At 64.0% G+C, this 20,127-nt stretch carries 20 protein-coding genes and 1 pseudogene; 3 read left to right on the top strand and 18 right to left on the bottom strand.

Annotated features, from left to right (window positions below; genetic code table 11):
• From trbL to AC1Q5W_RS02505, 18 genes and pseudogenes are all read right to left on the bottom strand, one after another.
• On the bottom strand, positions 1-894 hold an 894-nt coding region (gene trbL / locus AC1Q5W_RS02590; protein ID WP_063886256.1), incomplete at its 3' end, for a P-type conjugative transfer protein TrbL.
• Positions 891-1,223, bottom strand: coding sequence for a hypothetical protein (locus AC1Q5W_RS02585; protein WP_315225440.1), 333 nt, complete (start codon positions 1,221-1,223; stop codon positions 891-893). The genes AC1Q5W_RS02585 and trbL, both read right to left, overlap by 4 nt.
• A 12-nt stretch (positions 1,224-1,235) precedes the next feature.
• The gene (gene trbJ, locus AC1Q5W_RS02580) at positions 1,236-1,964 is read right to left on the bottom strand and encodes a P-type conjugative transfer protein TrbJ (RefSeq protein WP_492643054.1); all 729 of its coding nucleotides are present in this window, start codon (positions 1,962-1,964) and stop codon (positions 1,236-1,238) included.
• A complete protein-coding gene (trbE, locus tag AC1Q5W_RS02575; protein ID WP_492643053.1) occupies positions 1,961-4,414 on the bottom strand; it encodes a conjugal transfer protein TrbE in 2,454 nt (817 codons plus the stop codon). Before trbE ends, trbJ begins: the two co-directional genes overlap by 4 nt.
• Positions 4,415-4,424: 10 nt before the next feature.
• On the bottom strand, positions 4,425-4,697 hold the full coding sequence (locus AC1Q5W_RS02570; RefSeq protein ID WP_021250035.1) for a VirB3 family type IV secretion system protein: 273 nt from the start codon (positions 4,695-4,697) through the stop codon (positions 4,425-4,427).
• Positions 4,694-5,077, bottom strand: a complete 384-nt coding sequence (locus AC1Q5W_RS02565; RefSeq protein ID WP_003103996.1) for a TrbC/VirB2 family type IV secretion system protein — start codon at positions 5,075-5,077, stop codon at positions 4,694-4,696. Before AC1Q5W_RS02565 ends, AC1Q5W_RS02570 begins: the two co-directional genes overlap by 4 nt.
• Positions 5,074-6,126: a P-type conjugative transfer ATPase TrbB gene (gene trbB, locus AC1Q5W_RS02560; RefSeq protein ID WP_023127544.1), complete on the bottom strand. Its 1,053-nt coding sequence runs from the start codon at positions 6,124-6,126 to the stop codon at positions 5,074-5,076. Before trbB ends, AC1Q5W_RS02565 begins: the two co-directional genes overlap by 4 nt.
• Positions 6,123-6,587: a CopG family transcriptional regulator gene (locus AC1Q5W_RS02555; RefSeq protein ID WP_492643052.1), complete on the bottom strand. Its 465-nt coding sequence runs from the start codon at positions 6,585-6,587 to the stop codon at positions 6,123-6,125. The genes trbB and AC1Q5W_RS02555 overlap by 4 nt, the downstream gene beginning before the upstream one ends.
• Positions 6,584-8,587, bottom strand: a complete 2,004-nt coding sequence (locus AC1Q5W_RS02550; protein ID WP_492643051.1) for a conjugal transfer protein TraG — start codon at positions 8,585-8,587, stop codon at positions 6,584-6,586. The genes AC1Q5W_RS02555 and AC1Q5W_RS02550 overlap by 4 nt, the downstream gene beginning before the upstream one ends.
• 243 nt (positions 8,588-8,830) lie before the next feature.
• The gene (locus AC1Q5W_RS02545; RefSeq protein ID WP_274114273.1) at positions 8,831-9,058 is read right to left on the bottom strand and encodes an EexN family lipoprotein; all 228 of its coding nucleotides are present in this window, start codon (positions 9,056-9,058) and stop codon (positions 8,831-8,833) included.
• 13 nt (positions 9,059-9,071) lie between these two features.
• Positions 9,072-9,998: a LysR family transcriptional regulator gene (locus AC1Q5W_RS02540; RefSeq protein ID WP_492643050.1), complete on the bottom strand. Its 927-nt coding sequence runs from the start codon at positions 9,996-9,998 to the stop codon at positions 9,072-9,074.
• Between the two features lie 194 nt (positions 9,999-10,192).
• Complete coding sequence (locus AC1Q5W_RS02535; protein WP_492643049.1) at positions 10,193-12,202, bottom strand: esterase/lipase family protein; 2,010 nt, start codon at positions 12,200-12,202, stop codon at positions 10,193-10,195.
• Between the two features lie 56 nt (positions 12,203-12,258).
• On the bottom strand, positions 12,259-13,011 hold the full coding sequence (locus AC1Q5W_RS02530; protein WP_021249559.1) for an SDR family NAD(P)-dependent oxidoreductase: 753 nt from the start codon (positions 13,009-13,011) through the stop codon (positions 12,259-12,261).
• A 49-nt stretch (positions 13,012-13,060) separates the two neighbouring features.
• Positions 13,061-14,062 (bottom strand): annotated as a pseudogene (locus AC1Q5W_RS02525) (bifunctional enoyl-CoA hydratase/phosphate acetyltransferase); the annotation flags it as partial.
• Entirely contained in the window at positions 14,014-14,478 is a 465-nt protein-coding gene (locus AC1Q5W_RS02520) for a universal stress protein (RefSeq protein ID WP_492643048.1), read from the bottom strand. The gene AC1Q5W_RS02520 and the pseudogene AC1Q5W_RS02525, both read right to left, overlap by 49 nt.
• Positions 14,479-14,558: 80 nt before the next feature.
• Positions 14,559-15,305, bottom strand: a complete 747-nt coding sequence (gene phbB, locus AC1Q5W_RS02515; RefSeq protein ID WP_031346930.1) for an acetoacetyl-CoA reductase — start codon at positions 15,303-15,305, stop codon at positions 14,559-14,561.
• A 10-nt stretch (positions 15,306-15,315) separates the two neighbouring features.
• Positions 15,316-15,759, bottom strand: a complete 444-nt coding sequence (locus AC1Q5W_RS02510) for a phasin family protein (protein ID WP_021249555.1) — start codon at positions 15,757-15,759, stop codon at positions 15,316-15,318.
• A gap of 108 nt (positions 15,760-15,867) precedes the next feature.
• Positions 15,868-17,625: a PHA/PHB synthase family protein gene (locus AC1Q5W_RS02505; protein WP_021249554.1), complete on the bottom strand. Its 1,758-nt coding sequence runs from the start codon at positions 17,623-17,625 to the stop codon at positions 15,868-15,870.
• A 337-nt stretch (positions 17,626-17,962) separates the two neighbouring features.
• Here AC1Q5W_RS02505 and AC1Q5W_RS02500 point away from each other — a divergent pair, with 337 nt between their 5' ends.
• The 3 genes from AC1Q5W_RS02500 (at position 17,963) to hlyD (ending at position 20,126) form a co-directional block, all read left to right on the top strand.
• On the top strand, positions 17,963-18,571 hold the full coding sequence (locus tag AC1Q5W_RS02500; RefSeq protein ID WP_021249553.1) for a TetR/AcrR family transcriptional regulator: 609 nt from the start codon (positions 17,963-17,965) through the stop codon (positions 18,569-18,571).
• 67 nt (positions 18,572-18,638) lie between these two features.
• Positions 18,639-19,058, top strand: a complete 420-nt coding sequence (locus tag AC1Q5W_RS02495) for a hypothetical protein (protein WP_021249552.1) — start codon at positions 18,639-18,641, stop codon at positions 19,056-19,058.
• A 27-nt stretch (positions 19,059-19,085) separates the two neighbouring features.
• On the top strand, positions 19,086-20,126 hold the full coding sequence (gene hlyD, locus AC1Q5W_RS02490; RefSeq protein WP_021249551.1) for a secretion protein HlyD: 1,041 nt from the start codon (positions 19,086-19,088) through the stop codon (positions 20,124-20,126).
• Position 20,127: the final 1 nt, after the last annotated feature.

Below are 20,127 nucleotides of genomic sequence, written 5' to 3'. Positions count from 1 at the left end.
ACCCACGCCCGTCGCGGCGGCGCCGATGGCGACGGCCGTGCCGGCAGCGCCGACAGCAGCACCGGCCATTGCGCCAGCGCCGAGCTGCGGCGCACCGGACACGAGGCCCGTGGCGATGCCGGGGCCGAAGATCCCGAGCGCCAGCAAGGTGAGCGAGGCCAGCATGATGACCAGCGCGTGGTCGATAGACGGCTCGGCGGGATGGACTTGGAACTGAGCGAACAAGCCCGAGCCGATACCGACGATCACGGCCAGCACCAGAACCTTGACGCCGGAGGCCACCACGTTGCCCAAGACCTTTTCGGCGAGGAACGCGGTCTTGTTCCAGAGCGCGAATGGCACCAGCACGAATCCGGCGAGCGTGGTCAGCTTGAACTCGATCAGCGTGATGAACAGTTGGATCGCCAGCACGAAGAAGCACAAGACCACGACCAGCCACGCGAGGAACATCACCACGATGGGGTCGAGGTTCACGAACACTTCGGGAAAGCCCGCCATCTCGCCGATCTGCTCCAGAATCGGCGCCCCGGCGTCGATGCCGGTTTTCGCCAACCGGCCCGGCTGCAGGAAGTTTTCCATCGTGATGGCCGAGCCGGTGGCGGTGATGCCCAATCCCGCAAACGAGCGGAATACGATGCTGGCCAGCCAGTTGAAGTTATTGATGATGTAGGCGAAGGCGCCGACGTACAGCACCTTGCGCAGCAGCTTGGCGATCACGTCCTCGCCCTGACCGGTGGCATGGCTCATGGCCCAATACAGGCCGGCGATCGTCATGTCGATGACGATCAGCGTGGCCGTGAGGAACGCCACTTCGCCCCGCAGCAGCCCGAAACCCGAGTCGATATACGCGGCAAAGGTGTTGAGGAACTGGTCGATGATGGTCACGTCATTCATGGCGTGTTCTCCGGTTCGGCGGGAACGGCCGGCTCCATGCCATCGGCCGGTTCATCGAAGCTCGGCGGGATCGGCGGCAAGTCGGCCAAGGTCTGGTATTCATCCGGCCCAGCCTGGCCGGAGAAGAAGCGCCGCCGCAAGGCTTCGGCGGCGGCGCGGCAAGCGTCCTCGCCCGCGGCCTGCCGGTCTGCCGCGCATTGCGCGCGCAATGCCTTCAGCCGCACGGGATCGGCGGCCAGAGCATCGGCAAGGTTGTCGGCCGGCTGCTTGCCGCAAGCGGCCAGCAGCACGACAAGCACCACAACAGACGGGGCGAGGACGCATCGCATGGCGGCCTCCCGTCAGTTGCCGTAGAAGTTCACTGACTGCGGCGTGTACGGCGTGCCATCGCCCAGGAAACGCCGCCGCATTTCGCGGGCGCGCTCCGTGGCCGCCGCCTGCCGCGCCAGCTCCAGCGAAGTGGCCCGGTCTTGCGTAATCTGAAGCCGCTGCGACTGGATCGACTGCTTGGCCTGCAAGGCCAGCAACTGGTTCATGGCCTGCATCGCCTGCAGCGCGCCTTCGGCCGACTGGCTCTTGCCCACAAGATCGGCCAGCACGCTTTCGTCTTCGCCCAGGTTCTGCGACACCTGCGCCTGCATCTGCATCGTGGTCTGCAAGCCGTTGAGCGTGTTCCGCCAACGCTCCTGCGCGTCGCGGTACATCTGGTCGCCGCTGACGGTGGCGGCGTACTGCTCGGGATACAGGCGCGCGAACTCCCGATCCAGATTCGTCACGTCATAGGCCAAGCCTCGGGCCTGGGCGATCAGCCGCTCGGTCGTCGCCAGGTTGGCGCGCAACTGGTTCACCACGCTGGACGGCAGGCTGGCGAGGTTGCGCGCCTGGTTCATCAGCATCTGCGCTTCGTTCTGAAGCTGCTGGATCTGGTTGTTGATCTGCTCCAGCGTGCGGATCGCGGTCAGCGTGTTCTGCACGAGGTTCGTGGGATCGACCACGACCCATTGCGCATGGGCGGTGGCGGTGCAAAGCATGGTCGCGATGGCGGCGGCGACAAAACGCTTTTTTTTCATGGCAGGTTCTCCAGGGGTTGGTCAGCGAGGGAACCCGGCGCGAGGCCGGGGAACGTGGGCAGCAGGTCGGCCGCCCAATCGAGGCCGCGATGGCGCAGCCAGGCGCCCGCGAAGCCGGGCACGCCGGCGTCCAGCAGCACGCGGTCTATGTCGCGCTGGTCTTGCGGCGTAGAAGCGCCCGCAAACGCCAGCGTCGCCGGCCCCAGGTCGAGGTCGAACACGCGATTGCCGAGGCGGGACTGGTAGTAGTAGTCGCGTTTGGGCTGCGCGGTGGCGACAATTTCGATCTGCCGGTTGTTGAGGCCGAAGCCCTGGTAGATCGTGCGAATCTGCGGCTCGGTAGCCTGAGGGTTTGGCAGGAAGATGCGGCTAGCGCAGCTTTCGATGATCGCGGGCGCGATGCTCGAATCCTTGATGTCGGCCAGCGACTGCGTGGCGAAGATGACGCTGACGTTCTTCTTGCGCAGCGTCTTGAGCCACTGGCGGATGCGCGCGGCAAACACTGGGTCATCGAGGAACAGCCACGCTTCATCGAGGATCAGCAGCGTGGGAGCGCCATCAAAGCGTTCGTCGAAGCGCGCAAAGAGGTAATGCAGCACGGCCATGACGGCGGCCTTGCTGTGCATCAGCTCCTCCATCTCGAAGCACTGCACGTCGGCCATGCCCAATCGGTCATGGTCGGCGTCCAGCAGCTTGCCGTGCGCGCCGCCTAGCACATAGGGCGCGAGCGCTTGGCGCAGCGCGTTCGATTGCAGCAGCACGGAAAGCCCCGTCATCGTGCGCTGCTCCACCGGCGCGCCTGCGAGGCTTCCCAGCGCCGACCAAATAGCGGCCTTCTCGTCGGGGCCGACTGCGACGCCTTCGTGCAGCAAGCGGCCCTCGATCCATTCGGCCGCCCAGGTGCGGTAGCTCTCGCGGTCGATGCGGGCCAAGGGTTGGAAGGCGATTTCGCCATCCGTGCCAAGGTCGTAATGCTCGCCGCCCAGGCCGAGAATGGTGGCGCGCATCGAGCGGCCCATATCGAGCGCGAAGATGCGCGAGCCGCGATAGCGGCGGAACTGCATCGCCAGCGTGGCGAGCAAGACCGACTTGCCCATACCAGTCGGCCCCGCGACCAGCGTGTGGCCCACGTCGCCGATGTGCGTGACCAGCCGGAACGGCGTTGCGCCTTCGGTGCGGGTGACAATCAGCGGCGGCCCGCCCAGGTGGTCGTTCTTCTCCGGCCCGGCCCATACCGCCGACACCGGCATCATGTGCGCCAGGTTCAGCGTCGAGACGATGGGCTGCCGGACATTTGCATAGGCGTTGCCGGGAACGGACGACAGCCACGCATCCACGGCGTTGAGGGTTTCGGGGATGGTGACGAAGCCGCGTCCCTGGATGACGCGCTCCACCATGCGCAGTTTCTCGTCGGCCACCGCAGGGTCGGCATCGAGCACCGTCACCGTGGCGGTGAGGTAGCCGAAGGCGACTTGATCGCTGCCCAGCTCCTGCAGGGCGGCGTCCGCGTCCGCCGCCTTGTTGCTCGCGTCGGTATCGACCAGTGGGCTTTCCTGCTGGAAGATGGTTTCGCGCAGCAGCGCGATCACGTTCTTGCGCTTGGCGAACCACTGGCGGCGCAGGCGTCCCAATTCCCGTTCCGCCTCGGCTTTGTCGAGGCACAGAAACCGCGTACTCCAGCGATACGCAAAGCCCAGGCGGTTGAGGTCGTCCAGAATCCCCGGCCAGGTCGAGGTCGGGAAGGCCCGCACCGACACCACGCGCAGGTGCTGGTCGCCCAGCATGGGCGCCAAGCCGCCGACCAGCGCGGAATCGGTCAGTAGCGCGTCGATATGGAATGGCACTTCGGGCACGCCGACGCGGTAGCGCCGCGTCGAGATGGTGGCGTGCAGGTAGGTCAGCGCCTGCCCGTCGTCCAGCCACGCGATTTCCGGCATCACGCCATCGAGAAGGTCGAAGACGCGATCCGTTTCCGCCATGAAGGCCGCCAGGCGCTCGCGCCAGTCCACGCCTTCGGTGGGCCGGTTCTCGTACAGCATCCCGGCCGCTCGGGCGCGGGATTCCTCGGGCGGCAGGTACACCAGCGTCAGGTGATAGCCGCTCTCGAAGTGGTTGCCAGATTCCTCGAAGGTGGCGCGGCGTTCCTCGTCCACCAGCCACGACAGCGGCTCGGGAAACGCCGAGTGCGGATAGTCGGCAGCGGCCCGGCGCTCGGCTTCGATGAACAGCGCCCAGCCCGATCCCATGCGACGCAGCGCGTTGTTCAAGCGCGCCGACGTGGCGATCAGCTCGCCCTGGGTGGCGCTGTCGAGGTCAGGCCCGCGAAAGCGCGCCGTGCGCTGGAACGAGCCATCCTTGTTCAGCACGACGCCCGGCGCCACCAATCCGGCCCAGGGCAGCCAGTCGGCAAGCAAGGCCGGGCGCTGGCGGTATTCGGCAAGGTTCAGCATGGCATTCCCCTCACACGTCCAGCAGCGGCCTGTGCTTGATGTGCCGCGCGAACACGGCCATGAACTGCGGATCGACGCGCGCACCCCACACCGCCAGCGAATGGCCGACGATCCAGAGCACCACGCCGGGAATCCACAGTTGCAGGCCCAGCCCGACAGCGGCGGCGAGCGTGCCGTTCGCAATGGCGACCGTTCGCGGTGCGCCGCCCAGCAGGATCGGCTCGGTGAGCGAGCGATGCACCGGCACCTCGAAGCCGGCCGCGAAGGTATCCGGGGCACTCATACGACGGCCCCGCCCGAGAAGCTGAAGAACGACAGGAAGAACGAGGACGCGGCGAACGCGATGGACAGGCCAAAGACGATCTGGATCAGCTTGCGGAATCCGCCCGACGTGTCGCCGAACGCTAGCGCCAGGCCCGTGGCGATGATGATGATGACCGCGACGATGCGCGCCACCGGCCCCTGGATGGATTCGAGGATGGATTGCAGCGGGCCTTCCCACGGCATCGAGGAACCGGCGGCCTGTGCGGTTCCGGCCAGGAACAGCAGCAGCGCGGCCAGCAGCAGCCCTTGCCCCGCAGGGCGGGCCAGGCAGCGCAGCCGCGCAAGACGCAAAGCCGGATTTGCAGAAAAACGGAAAGCAGGAATGGTCATCTGCGTCATGGCAGTTCTCCAAGTGAGTCAGGGGATGGGGAAGTCGCCGCAGCGGGTGCGGCATCGGGAAGTGGCGGCAGCTCGGGAAACGGCGTTTCCAGCGCGTCCGCCAGTTGGTAGCCCACGCCGTCGAAGCCAAGGACGCGGGCGATGCTCTCGATGCGGCGCTTGCGCCCGCGCCCGGCGATGTGGATCACCACGTTGACCGCTTCGGCGATCAGCGCACGGGGCGGATTCACCGCCACTTCGAGAATCAGTTGCTCCAGGCGCAGTAGCGCGCCCAACGCGGAGCCGGCATGGATCGTGGCGATGCCGCCGGGGTGGCCCGTGCCCCACACCTTGATGAGATCCAGCGCCTCGGCGCCGCGCACTTCGCCAACGACGACGCGATCAGGCCGCAGGCGCATGGACGAGCGCACCAGCTCGGTCATCGACACCACGCCTGCGCGGGTGCGCAGGGGAACGTGGTCGCGGGCCGCGCATTGCAGCTCCACCGTGTCTTCAAGCACCAGCACGCGGTCGCCCGTGGCGGCGATCTCAGCCAGCAGCGCATTGGCGAGCGTGGTCTTGCCGCTGCTGGTGGCGCCGGCGATCAGCACGTTCTGCCGCTCGCGCACGGCGCGAACGAGAAAGCCCGCCTGCGCGCTGGTCATCATCCTGTCGATGACGTACCGCTCCAGCGGAATCACGCCGATGGCGCGCTTGCGCAGCGCGAAGGCCGGCCCCGGCGCTGCCGGCGGCAAGATGCCCTCGAAGCGTTCGCCCGTTTCGGGCAACTCGGCGGACAACAGCGGCTGGCCGCGATGCACTTCCGCGCCAACGTGGGCGGCCACGAGGCGGATGATTCGCTCGCCGTCCGCCTCGGGCAGTTCCACGCCCATCGGCGCGCGCCCACTGGAAAGCCGATCCACCCAAAGGGTGCGATCGGGATTCAGCATCACCTCCACCACGTCCGGGTCTTCGAGCGCGGCGGCGATCAGCGGCCCCATCGCCGTGCGCAGCATCTGGATGCGGCGGTCGAGCGACGTGGCGGTCATGGATTGGGGAACGGCGCTCATGACGCACGCTCCCGCGCTTGGGCGGCTGCCGCCGCGTCTTCCATCCGCATCGGATCGGGATGCAGTTCCTCCACCACGTCGCGCACCAGGCTGCGACCCCGCAGCAGGTGGCGGCCCAACTGTTCAACGAACTGCTCGAAGCGCGCCTTGCCCTGGGCGCGGGCGGCCTCTTGGTGCGCCTCGGGGACTGGCGTGCTGACCGTGAGGTAGTAGCGAATGAATAGCGCCAGCGTCTCGATCTGGATGTTCTGGTCGCGCTCCAGGCGCTCGGCTTGGCGCGACAGACGATCAAGCCGCTTGGCGATGGCCGCCTCGCGCTGGTCGGCCGCATCGGGCGACAGCCACGATGCGAGCGCCGCCGCGACGATGGATGACTTGGACACGCCTTTCTTGGCGGCCAGCTCATCGAGCCGCTTGGCGTGCTCTGGCTGGATGAACAGGTTGAGGCGGTAGTGGCTCATAGCTCGATTCCGTCGTTGGGATTCAGCGATGCCAGCCGGGCCGTGCGCTGCATGGCTGGATCAAGCTGGCGAGGAAGGGGAAGCGGCAGGTCGTCGTCGTCATCGAGTAGCGCGAGGTCGGCCGCGGGAGCGGCCAGCTCGGGGTCGTAGGCGACGGTCTCAGTTAGTTCGGGTTGACGGCGCGGGCCGCCGTCGTCGGCAGATGCGCCGAAGCCTTCGGCGGTATCGATCACAGACGCCGCAGGCACGGCAGGAATCGCCAGCCCGCTCCAGTCGTCCGGGCGAGTCGGCGGCGCATCGGCGTATTGCCCGTCCGCCAGCGCCGGCGGCGGCAGCACGCGCTGCTTGAAATTGGCGTCCGCGTAGTAGCGCAGCTTTTTGGCCTTGATCGGCGCCACGCTGGACACCATCACAACCGCCTCGTCGGGCGGAAGCTGCATCACTTCACCTGGCGTCAGCAGCGGTCGCGCCGTCTCCTGCCGCGACACCATCAGGTGCCCCAGCCATGGCGCCAGCCGGTGGCCCGCGTAGTTGCGCTGTGCGCGCAGCTCAGTCGCGGTGCCGAGTGTTTCGGAGATACGCTTGGCGGTGCGTTCGTCGTTCGTGGCAAACGTAACGCGCACATGGCAGTTGTCCAGGATCGAATGGTTCTGACCGTAGGCTTTGTCGATCTGGTTGAGCGACTGCGCGATGAGGAAGCTGCGGATGCCGTAGCCCGCCATGAAAGCCAGCGCCGTCTCGAAGAAGTCCAGACGCCCCAGTGCCGGAAACTCGTCGAGCATCAGCAGCAGCTTGTGGCGGCGCTCGATGCCGTCGGAGCCATCGAGCGATTCGGTAAGGCGTCGCCCGATTTGGTTGAGGATCAGGCGGATGAGCGGCTTCGTGCGCGAAATGTCCGAAGGCGGCACCACCAGATACAGCGACACCGGATGCTCGGCTGCGATCAGGTCGGCGATACGCCAGTCGCAGCGCGAGGTGACTTCGGCCACCGTGGGATCGCGGTACAGGCCGAGGAACGACATGGCGGTGCTCAACACGCCGGAACGCTCGTTGTCCGACTTGTTGAGCACTTCGCGCGCAGCGGAGGCCACCACCGGATGCGGGCTATCGCCGAGGTGCGGCGTGGTCATCATCCGGTGCAAGGTCATCTCGAAGGGGCTGGCCGGATCGGACAGGAAGTTGGCGACGCCGCGCAGTGTCTTGTCCTCGCCTGCGTAAAGCACATGCAGGATGGCCCCGACCAACAGCGCGTGGCTGGTCTTTTCCCAATGGTTGCGTTTCTCCAGCGCGCCTTCGGGATCGACCAGAATGTCAGCGATGTTCTGCACGTCGCGCACTTCATGCGCGCCGCGCCGGACTTCCAGCAGCGGGTTGTAGGCCGCCGACTTCGCATCGGTCGGGTTGAATAGCAGGCAGTGGCTGAACCTGCTGCGCCAGCCGGCGGTGATGCTCCAGTTCTCACCCTTGATGTCATGGATGACGGCCGATGCTGGCCAGCTCAACAAAGTGGGCACCACCAGGCCCACGCCCTTGCCCGAGCGCGTGGGCGCGAAGGTCAGGACGTGTTCCGGGCCTTCATGCCGCAGGTACTGGTGCTCGTGCTGGCCGAGGAACACGCCGGCAGGCTGTGTGAGGCCAGCCTTGCGAATGTCCTGCGCGCTCGCCCAGCGCGCAGAGCCGTAGGTGGTGACGAGGCGTGCCTGCCGCGAGCGCCAGACCGACATGGCGATGGCAACGACCACGGCGACCATGCCGCTGATGCCAGCAATGGCACCGCCGGTGTCGAAGACCTCCGGCGCATAGGCGCCGAAGAAGAACCACCACTCAAACAGCTTCCACGGGTGGTAGATCGACGTGCCAAGAAAATCGAACCAGGGCGAGCCAAGGCGTACTTGATAGCCAAGAGCGGCGGCTGTCCATTGTGTGGCGCCCCACACGCCGGCGATCACGATGCCGAATACGACGGCGATCTGACCGAACAGCACGTTCGTCCCTTGCATGACCTGGCCTCCGATTTCTCCTGCGCTGATTCCTCGTGGAAGAAGCGGCACAACAACGTGCCGCAGGCGTCAGGATCGGTGCCGGATCAGTGTCGGTCAAAGGCCGTTATGGCAGGAATTGAGGCTAAAAAAGCAGGAGTTCCTGCTGTAGCGAGGGGAAGAAAGGCGTTGCAACCACGAGCGCATTTCAGCGTGGCGAGGTAACGGAAGGATTTTTCCAAAGCGAAGCGACTGCGCGGGTGACTACCTGGGTTTCTGCTCCGGCCGATCACCGTAGAAACGCCGCTTGGCGGCTTCTGCGGCGCGTCGGCAAAGTTCATCATCGACCTTCGCGCGATCTTCCTTGCACAGCCGTTGAATCTCCTTGATGCGTTCGGGATTGGCTGTAAGCGCGTCTACCGTTTCTGAAAGTTGAGAGGGTCCACATGCAGTCAGTGTGGCAGCCAGCATCAGCAGCATCACCTTATTCATGGTTCCAATCCTTTCATCGGGTGGGTCGGGAATTTTTGGCATTGCTCAGATTACCTGCCGAGTCGATGAAGGCCACTCGTTCAATGAACCGGGTCAACATCTCAGGAGTCTCCGCATCACGACGCAGCAGAAAGGTTGTCAGCATCGGCGGTTTACCCGCCAAGGGTCGAGCCACAACACCAAGCTCGCGACTGGAGCTGATGTGCGCCGCGCCAGCCAGGCCCAAGGCCAACCCGGCGGAAACCAGAGTCATCATGAGGTCAAAGGTGGAAACGTGCTGGACTATCAGCGGCTCCTGCTCGTGCCTGCGCAGGATGCGCTCGACCTGACGCGCATGGCCTTCGCAGATTGCCGGATCGCCCAACACCAGCGGATAGTGCAGCACTTCCTCCAGCGGAACCTGCCTGAAGGAGAGCACGGGATGGCGAGCAGGTACTGCGACCATCAATTCGTCCTCCCAGGCAGATGTGGCCACGATGCCATCGCCCACATCATCGGCCATCGAAAAGCCGGCATCGTATAGGTCATCGTGCAAGCCTTTGATCTGCTGGGCAAGCGGAACCTCGAATAATCGAACCTCGACCTCGGGGTCTTCTTCGCGGCACTGCGCAAGCAGCGCCGGCAAGCGTGATGGCGTGATGCCATCGGACAAGGCAATGCGCAATTGCCCGTGATAGCCATTGGAGGCAGACCTGACGCTATCGCGGGCTTGTTCCAGCGCAGTAAAGATGCGCGGTACGTGTTCCAAGAGCAATCGACCTGCACGGGTCAGTTGCGTGCTGCGGGTAGTGCGAACGAACAGGCGCGCACCAAGTTCTTCCTCCAGTTCCTTGATGGTGCGAGACAGCGGCGATTGGTCGATGTGTAGCCGTTCAGCGGCACGAGCGAAATGAAGCTCCTCCGCGACAGCGATGAAACATCGAAGTTGGCGCAATTCCACTTATGCCCTTCCTAGCGTTTCAGATCGTCCATGTTCTATGGGGTGCGGTCTGATGCTTCATTCATATGAGCACACCAGGGACGCTGTCCTCCGAACCGAAAGTGTCCCGGTTGCGATGCAAGCAGTCCAATCCGAATTGCAAAAGCTAGTGATATGTTACTCACTAAATTATCAAAAGACAATGACTGAATCGATCAATAGGCGAGGCAAGTCCCCCTCCTTTCGGCGGGAGGGAGGTCTGCGGTTGTCAGCTGATGCCTTGCAATGTCTTCACGCAGGATTCGCGTGATCTCCGCGATTGAAGCAGCGGTCTCCTGCACGCTGTGCCCGGACACGATGATTCTTTCCGAGGCGGCCCCCTCCAAATGGGCACTTCTGTACGGAACCAGGCCGTCGTCGGAGTCCGCAAGAGAACCATCGGTGTTCTGCCTGGCGATAATCGAGTGATATAACACCCGACCCGAGATAGGAAGCTCCGCTGCGGCTTTGACAAAAGGATCCTTTTCGTCGAGTTGATCAATGCTGTTGGGAATGCGCTCCAGGAGCGTTTCCTGGGTTGTTCCCATGGTGTAGGCGCGAGCCGGAATGGCGCCAGCGAGCGCTTCCAGCAGCGTCAGCGGCAAGCGGACCAATCCGGCTACCCAGCGCCCAAACCCTTGGCCGGCAACCACGGTTCCACGGTGGGGCGTGGCGATGAATATCACCCGCTCAACACCTCGAAATGGCTGAAATTGCAGGAGAGGGTCAATTTTGGCGCGGCTCTTGCCAAGACGATTCAGATCGATCCTCGGATCCGATTCGGCCCATTTCAACAATTGCTGATCCGACGTGGAGACCATCAACCGCGCGAGCACTCCGCCCATGCTGTGCCCAACCAACACCAGCCCGTGTGAAGCTGCGGTTTTATCCTCCGGGTCGAAGTGATGCAAAGCGGCCAGCAGAACTTGTCGGATTGCCGCATGATTGGCTGGCAGCGGCATGTTCGTGGGGTAATAGACCTGCCAGACTTGGAAGGCGCACCGCAGTTCTTCGTCGGCCAGAAGTTCATTGGCCAGGTTGACCCAAGCCTCGGGGCTGCTCGCCAGTCCATGCAGCATCACGATGATGCGCCGCTGTGGATCGAATGGCTGCATCAGATACAGGCGCGGCTGATCGATTCCACGGTCACGCCCAAGCAGACCCAACAACGATTGCCGATTGAACTCCGAGCGTGCCAGCCACAGACCATAGCCAGCTGTGAAATTGCCAGCCAGCGGAACGCGTTGCCCATGGAGCGACAAATAGTCTTGCACCAGCGGGTCATATACCGCAACGACGAGTTCGTGCGAGGCCAGCAGCTCCTCCATAGAGCGCACGTCGAAGCGGAGCACTACCGTCACGTTGGGGGTGGGCATTTCGTTCCAGGCGTTGGATTTCGTCGAAAAATCATCTCCGGTGGGTAACCCGTTTTGATTGGTCAACGACTGGGCATCGGTTACGGCCACCAGTTCAACGCCCAGGCCATCCCTACGGTAGATGCCGCGCAGACCTTGGAATCTCAGCGCGCTGGCAGGCAACAACTCGCGCGGCATTGCCGCGCCGTTCGGCAGGCGAGCATTCAGGTCAACTCGCAAAGTCCAATCACCCAAACGCAGCACACCTTTGGCCTTGACAGCCTTCGCATCCGGTTTCCCTTGGCGTACGCCAAACAGCTGTGCGACCGTTTTTTGTACTGCGTAGTTGTACCAGTCGCGCACCTGCGTCTGCCGCTCCTCAAACGCGCGTTCGCCGGGTGCGCGCCTGGTAAAGAAGAGATAGGCATACGCATACCGTGCCGTCTCGATCCAAGCTGAAGTGGAGGAGGATTCGGTGTAAGGAGCCGAAATTGAAATGGACACGGCATGCTGCAACCAAAGCTCAGCCAGAGCCGATGTCCTAGTCTCTTCGTCCATGTCCTTGACCGCGGCTATCGCCGCAATACAAGCAAGTGAGGTGCTCTTTGCGCAGGCCCGTTCATCAATTTCGGCGACGCGGAGGGCCTGCACAGTCAACGCACTCAGTTTTCCCGTGCCGAGGACATCGCCCCGCCGTAGCGCAACGTATTCATCCGGTGCCATTGCGCGTACAGTCACAGAGGGCTTGAACTCGCTGACAATCGCGCAGCCGCCAAGTGCGAACACGGCAACGATCACGATCGACCACCGCAAAGAGAATGCAAAGGCCACCTGTCTCACACCTTGATGCTGCACCGGCGTTGCCGACCTCAGCCGCGACCGTAATTTCAAGCGGCGGTATAGCCGCCATCGACCACCAGCGCGCTGCCGCACATGTAGTTGGCGCCCTCGGAGAGCAGGAAGCAGGCAGCGTGGGCGATCTCTTCGGACTGGCCCAGGCGCCCGATTGCGTGCATGCCCTTGAGCGCCGCCAACGTCGCCTCGTCCAACACTTTGAGCAGCGGCGTATCGATATAGCCCGGGTGGATGGAGTTGATGCGGATGCCCTGCGCCGCGTAGGCCAGCGCCGCTGAACGCGTGAGGCCGGTGACACCGTGCTTGGCGGCGACGTAGGCTGGGGCGGTGGCGCTGCCAACCAGGCCGAGGATGGACGACATGTTGACGATGGCACCACCACCGGCGGCCAGCATGGCCGGAATCTGCGCCCGCAGGGCATATTGAACACCAGAGAGATTGACGTCGATGACGTGCTGCCACTCGTCCGCCGCCAGTTCTCCCGCAGGTTTGAGCGTACCGCTGATACCGGCATTGTTGAATGCCAGATCCAGGGCGCCGAAATGTTCGAGTGCGCACTGCACCGCTGCTTGTGCGTCGTCGGGACGGGCGGTGTTGCCGGCGTGCGCCACGGCGCGGCCGCCGGCGGCGTCGATGGCCTCCACCACGCGCCGTGCGGCCTCAAGGTCGATGTCGGAGACAACAACCTGCACGCCGTTGGCGGCCAGCAGACGGGCCGTCGCCTCGCCGATGCCGGAGCCACCGCCGCTGACGATGGCGCTGTTGCCCTTGAAGCTGTATTTCATGGTGAAGACTCCATTTTGAAATGCGGGTTGAATCGGTGGCGCAAGCGCCTCACGGCGGCGCGGCGCGCCTGCGTTCGGCCAGCATGAGTGCAATGGCGCAGGATGCCAGGCGCGTGGTGCGCGAGTCGGAGCGGCTGGTGAGCACGATGGGCACACGCGCGCCCATGACGATGCCGGCGCTCTCGGCACCGCCCAGGAACTCAAGCTGCTTGGCCAGCATGTTGCCGCTTTCCAGATCAGGCACAACAAGCACGTCAGCCTGCCCTGCCACGGCCGACCGGATGCCCTTGACTTGCGCGGCCTCGGGCGAGACTGCGTTGTCGAAGGCCAGCGGCCCGTCGACTAGGCCGCCTGTGATCTGGCCGCGATCGGCCATCTTGCACAGGGCTGCCGCATCCAGCGTCGAGCGCATGCGAGGGTTCACCGTTTCCACCGCCGCCAGGATGGCGACTTTGGGTTCGGGCACACCGATGACGTGTGCCAGATCGATGGCGTTGCGCACGATATCGGCCTTGTCCTCAAGCGACGGAGCGATGTTGATGGCGGCGTCGGTGAGGATGAAGGGCCGGGGGTAGCTGGCCGTCTGCATGATGTAGCAGTGCGTCAAGCGGCGCTCGGTGCGCAGGCCAGCCTCGGGGGCCAGAATGGCGCCCAGGTACTCGTCGCTGTGCAAGCTGCCTTTCATCAGTGCCTGCACCTCGCCCTTGCCAGCCAGCCGGGCGGCGGTGGCCGCGGCAGCGTGGCTGTGCGGCACATCAACGATCTCACTGTCCCCCAGATCCAGCCCGAAATCGGCTGCAACGGCGCGCAGCTTGGCAAGCGGCGCCACCAGCACTGGCGTGATGATGCCGGCATCGCGTGCGTCCAGTGCACCGCCCAGGCTGAGCGCGTCGCAGGGGTGCACGACGGCAGTGCGCACCGGGGCCATGGCTTTGACATGGGCGATGAGACGCGCGACACCACTGGGAGCAACGGCACTAACGTGTTCAGAAGTTTGTTCGTTCATGTGATTCCTTTGCGGTGCGGTTGGCGTACCAGCATCACGGGAACCGGCGCGATGCGCGCGATCTGCTCCGCGTCGCTGCCGAGCAGCAGCCGATCCACGCCGCGACGCCCGTGGGTGCCCAGGATGACCAGATCACACGCACTTGCCTCGGCCTGCTTGGCGATTTGTTCCGACACGCGCTCGGCACCGCTTTCAAGAAGCACCGTCTCCACGGCAAGTCCGTCCTGACGCAATCCGTTGGCGGCCTCATCCAGCAAGGCCTGTCCAGCCACCATGAAGCGCGGACGGACGTCCTCGATGTAGACCTTCGGACGTTCGAAACCCGTGCTGTGTCGGGTCGGCTCGACGACATGCAGCAGGATCACCGTGCCGCCACTCAGATGGGCCAAAGCGCGGGCATGATCGAGGGCCAGAAGCGATGTGGGACTGCCGTCCAGCGGCACCAGGAGTCGTGAATACATGGCATTCCGTCCGAAGTCGATTGGTCTTGGGGATTGCAGCGTCAGAAATTGATTGCTTGTGGCGCGGATTCCATGGCCGCTCAATACATGTGCTGGCCACCATTCATGGCGACGTTGCTACCAGTCATGAAGGCGGCGGCTTCGCTGGCGATGAAGGCGACAAGCTCCGCAATCTCGGCTGGCTGACCGAGGCGCCCGACCGGAATCGCATCGATGATCTTCTGGCGCACATCCTCACGCACCGCCATCACCATCTCGGTGGCCAGATAACCCGGCGAGACGGTATTGACCGTCACGCCCTTGCGCGCCACTTCCAGCGCCAGCGCCTTGGTAAAGCCATGGACCCCGGCCTTGGCCGCCGAATAGTTGGTCTGCCCGAACTGGCCCTTGCTGCCATTGATCGACGAGACGTTGATGATGCGACCCCAGCCACGCTCGACCATCGGATCGATGAACGGCTTGGTGACGTTGAACATGGAATCCAGGTTGGTACGCAGTACGGCATCCCAGCCGACCTTGTCCATCTTGCGCAAGGTCGCGTCGCGGGTGATACCGGCGTTGTTCACCAGGATGTCAATACGATGTCCATCGACATGAATGCGCCGCGCCAGCTCCTGCGCCGACTCGTAGTCGGACACATCCACCCCGTAGGCCGCAAATCCGTAGCCCTGCGCCGCCTGCGTGTGCTGCCACTGGTCAATCGTGGGGTTGCCTGGCGTATGCGTGACGATCACGCGGTGGCCGGCATCGTGCAGGGAACGGGCGATCGCAGCGCCCAGTCCCCGGTTGCCTCCGGTCACCAAGGCCGTTCGTTGAGGGATGCTCATGGCAACCTCTTCACTTCTTGGCTTTGCCCTGGGGCGCAGTGGATGGCGCGGTCCAGGGCTGGGCCCATTGCTGGCAAAGCTGGGCAAAAGAGGCTGTGTCACCACTGGCGCCGAATGCCTCGGAGACGGATGCCTGCCAGGCCGAGAGCGATTGGCGCAAGCCATCGGCAAAGACTGCCTGGCTTTTCGCGGCGGCCTGGCCGACCGCTTGGGTATCGCCCATGCGGCCCTGGGACAGGCGCCAGAACACCTCGGTCGGCAAGGTTGCAAGCGCCTGCCAGTCGGCCGCCTGTTGGAGGTTCTGGATGCGCGAGGTGGTCTCTAGCATGCTGCCAGCGCTGAGCTGTTGCATGGCTTCCAGCCAGTGATGGCCGCTTTCTTGCAGCAAACGGGTGATCTGAAGCTGCAGTTCGGCATTGGCCTTGTAAAGTTGGATGGGCAGTTCACTGTTCATTTCATTGCTCCACGGTCATGAGATGCCCCATTAGGGCGGGTATGGGCCATCCCGCAGGAGTGTCCCGGTCGAAGTCGGGTGGCTGAATTGAGGCCTCGGGGCGTCATGTCATCGCATTGCCACATAGGTTCCCGGCGCATCACCAAGCGGTGTTTGCGTGCCGCTCATCGCAGGCGGCGTCACACGCCCGGTCGAGCGCCGCGCCAGCCATTGCTGCCAGGCCGGCCACCAGGAGCCCTCGTTCAGTGGGGTTTCGGCGCGCCATGTTTGTGGATCAACGTAGCGGGCGCCGGTGCTGCGAGTCGCCATCTGGTAGCTGCGCCGCGGGTGCCCCGGCTCGCTGACCACGCCGGCGTTGTGCCCGCCACTGGTGAGGACGAAGGTCAGCTCCGCATCACTGAGCAGGTGCATCTTGTAGACGGATGGCCAAGGGGCGACGTGATCGCGCACCGTGCCGACGATGAGCATCGGCGCTTCGATGTCGGCGATCGCCACCGGCCGTCCGCCGACCTGGTAGCGCCCCTCGGCCAGATCGTTGTTCAGATACAGGCGCCGCAGGTACTCGCTGTGCATGCGATATGGCATGCGCGTCACGTCGGCGTTCCAGGCCATCAGGTCATTGAACTGCTGGCGTTCGCCCAGCAGGTACTCGCGCACGCGGCGGGACCAGATCAGGTCGCGCGAGTTGAGCATCTGGAAAGATGCGGCCATCTGCTTGCCGTCGAGATAGCCTTTGTCCCACATCCCGGCTTCTAGCCAAGCCAACTGGCTGTCGTCGATGAACAGTGCGATTTCGCCCGACTCGCGGAAATCGGTCTCCGACGCCAGCAACGTCAAGCTGTGCAGCCGATCATCGCCGTCGCGCGCCATCGCAGCAGCGGCGATCGTCAGCAAGGTGCCGCCCAGGCAATAGCCAACCGCCTGCACCTTGCGCTCGGGCACGATGGCCGTGACCGTGTCCAGCGCATCCATGACCCCCAGCCACCGGTAATCCTCCAGGCCAAGGTCACGATCGACCACGGTCGGGTTCTTCCATGAAATGATGAACACCGTGTGCCCTTGGTCGACCAGGTACTTCACCATCGAGTTGTGTGGCGACAGGTCTAGGATGTAGTACTTCATGATCCACGAGGGCACGATCAGCACCGGCTCGGCATACACATCGGGCGTCGTGGGTGTGTACTGGATCAGCTCGATGAGGTGGTTGCGGAACACCACCTTTCCCGGCGTGACCGCCACGTCCTTGCCAACCTCGAAGCCTTCGACCCCGGCCGGCGCATCCTCAAGCGCGAGACGCTGCGCATCGTCGAAGAAGTTCATGGCGCCGCGCCACAGGTTGGCGCCGCCGCTGGCTCTGATGGCTTCCAGCACTTCCGGATTGGTCCAGACGAAATTCGAAGGCGACCACATGTCCAGCCACTGCCGCCCCGCGAAAGTGACCATGTTCTCGTGATGGCGCGACACGCCACGCACGCCGGTGGTGGCGTTGTGCCACCACTGCTGCTGCAGCAAGAACCCTTGGTGAATGACGTTGAACGGCCACTGCTGCCAGGCCGGAGCCGCGAAGCGCCGATCCTGCTCCAGCGGTTCGATGCACGTTGGGCAGCCCTGAGCGCTTGCAGCGTGCGCGGCGTAGCGCGCCAGGCGTTGCTGCTTGTGCAGCCCTTTTTCGATCAGGCTGCGCTGCTTGCCCGGTGAAAGGCTCAGGTGCAGCGCCCAGTCGTACCAAGCCAGCAAACCCGCAGCCGGCGACAGCCCGCCAGTGGCGCGCGCCCGCCAGGCGTTCGCCAGCGTATCCAGGACATCGGGGTGAAAGATTTCGGATGGTGCCGGCACGGACTTGTCAGACGTGGCAAGGGGGTTCATGTTTGATCATCTCATTTAGCAAGTGACTTATTACTATCTTATCGCTTGCAGGAAAAGATGCAAGCCTTGCTGGCCATGTGGGATGAATTTCCACTGGCGCCCCGGCGAATCAACTTCCCGCACCCTCAACGAACTAGCCGACTTGTCAGTCGAATGCCTCGTCAACCGCTTGAATGGCGCGCTCGCTTCTTGAGATTCATCAAAGTCGGTCGTTGAGCGCACCGGATGGACAAGAGCTGGCCCTTACCGCCACAGCCTGTCTGCTTTCTGATCTTGCGTCATGGTTAATTTGCGTGTTAGGATAGTAATAGGTTACTTACTTTATGGAGTCTGAGCGATGAGCGAACGTCCTCAATATCTGTCCGCCGAAGAGCGGCGTGCAGCCACGGTGCAAGCCGTGGTCGACTTGGCAGCGGAGCAAAACCCGGCCGATATCACGACCACGGCCATCGCCGATCGAATGGGTTTGACGCAGGGCGCGTTGTTTCGTCACTTCCCTAACAAGGACGCGATCCTGGAGGCAACGATGACCTGGGTCGGCGAGCGTCTGCTGGTACGCGTGGACAAGGCGGCCGAAGGCGCTAAGTCACCTGCCGCGGCGCTCGAAGCCATGTTCATGGCGCACATCGACTTCGTGGCCAAGCATCCCGGCGTGCCGCGCATGCTGTTCGGAGAGCTGCAGCGCTCCGGCGAGACACTCGCCAAGCGGATGGTGCAGACCTTGATTCGTCAATACGAACAGCGCCTGCGCCGTTTGATGGAAGCCGGCAAGGTGCAGGGCGAGTTGGATGCGGATCTGAATGTGGATGCCGCCGCCGTGTTGTTCATCGGCACGATCCAGGGACTCGTCATGCAGTCGCTGCTGGCCGGCAAGGTCAGTCGCATTCGGCGAGACGCGCCGGGCGTGTTTGCCATCTATCGGCGTGGCATCGAAAGCACCAAATGAAGGATCCGTCTGCTCCGCAAGCGCGACTGCGACCTCCAAACCCTTCGATAAATCGGGAGCAACAAACATGACGGCACACAGCGGACGCGCGATCTGGATGCGTGTGATTTCCTTGATTGCCATCGGATTTGGCCTGCTGACCCTCCAGGAAGGTGGCGCAGTGCTGTTTGTCGACGGTGCGGCGCGCCAGGCAGCCGGCCACTATGTGCCGTTCGTGCTCTGGTTCAATTTTCTGGCCGGTTTCGCCTACATCGTCGCGGGCGTTGGCTTGTGGATGCGCCGGCGCTGGGCTATGTGGTTGGCGGTTGCCATCGCGGTGGCGAGTGCGCTCGTGTTCCTGGCTTTCGGAGTGCATGTGGTTCTGGGTGGCGCCTGGGAGCGGCGGACGGCGGCGGCCATGACGCTGCGCACGCTGGTGTGGGCGGGCATAGCGGCCATGGCTTGGCGCCGGTCAGCGGCGAATGTGCCGACCGCGCGCGAGCACTGAACATATTTATCTAGCGGAAACCCTTCAATGACCACTCCAAACCTCTCCATCAAAAAAATTCGTTGGGCCGTGATCGCTGTCGTCGTGATCGCTCTTGGCGGCGCACTGGCGTTCTGGCTATCGCGCGACCGTAACAAGGAAGATGCGTTGCGCCTCTACGGCAACGTAGACATCCGCGAGGTGCAACTGGCCTTCCGCCAGCCCGGGCGCGTGATGCAGATGGCTTTCGATGAGGGTGATGCCGTCCGCGCCGGCGCGCGCCTGGCCGCGCTCGACGCGCAACCGTATCGGGACGCCCTTGTGGCGGCACAGGCCCAGGTGCAGGTGGCGCAGGCGGAACTGGCCAAGCTGCGCCGTGGCCTGCGGCCGCAGGAGATCACCCAGGCGCGCGAGGCGCTTAAGAAAGCTCAGGCGCTCGTCACCGAGGCCGAGCGCAATCTTCAGCGCCAGAGCGGCCTGCTGGCATCGGGCGCCAGCAGCCAGCGTACGGTCGATGCCGCCCGCACCGCAAGGGATCAGGCCGCCGCGGGCGCCGAAGCAGCCAAGGCCGCCTTGTCGCAAGCAATCGAAGGTTTTCGCAAAGAGGACATCGCCGCGGCAGAGGCTCGTCTGGCGGCCGCGCAGGCAGCAGCAGCGCAAGCCACTACGTCCCTGGCGGACACCGAATTGACGTCGCCCAGCGACGGAACCGTCATCGCGCGGGTGCGCGAACCCGGCAGCATGGTCGCGAGCCAGAGCACGGTCTACAGCCTGAGTCTGGATAAGCCTGTGTATGTGCGCGCCTACGTGGGTGAGCCGGATCTGGGGCGCATCGCGCCCGGCACGGCGGTGCGCGTCAAGAGCGATTCTTCGGAGAAGGTCTATCGCGGCCAGATCGGCTTCATCTCGCCGCGCGCCGAGTTCACGCCCAAGACGGTGGAGACAACGGACTTGCGCACGGATCTGGTCTATCGCCTGCGCATCGTCATCGACGAAGCCGATGCCGACGCCGCCTTGCGCCAGGGCATGCCGGTGACGATAGCGGTCGATGCCAAACCAGTCTCTGGCGCGCGCGTGGGGGAGCGTTGAG

The sequence above is a fragment of the Rhodoferax sp. MLSD5-FHT05B10 genome (assembly GCF_058793415.1).
The sequence above is the reverse complement of the archived record's forward strand: the minus strand, read 5'-3'. Positions and strand labels throughout refer to the sequence as shown.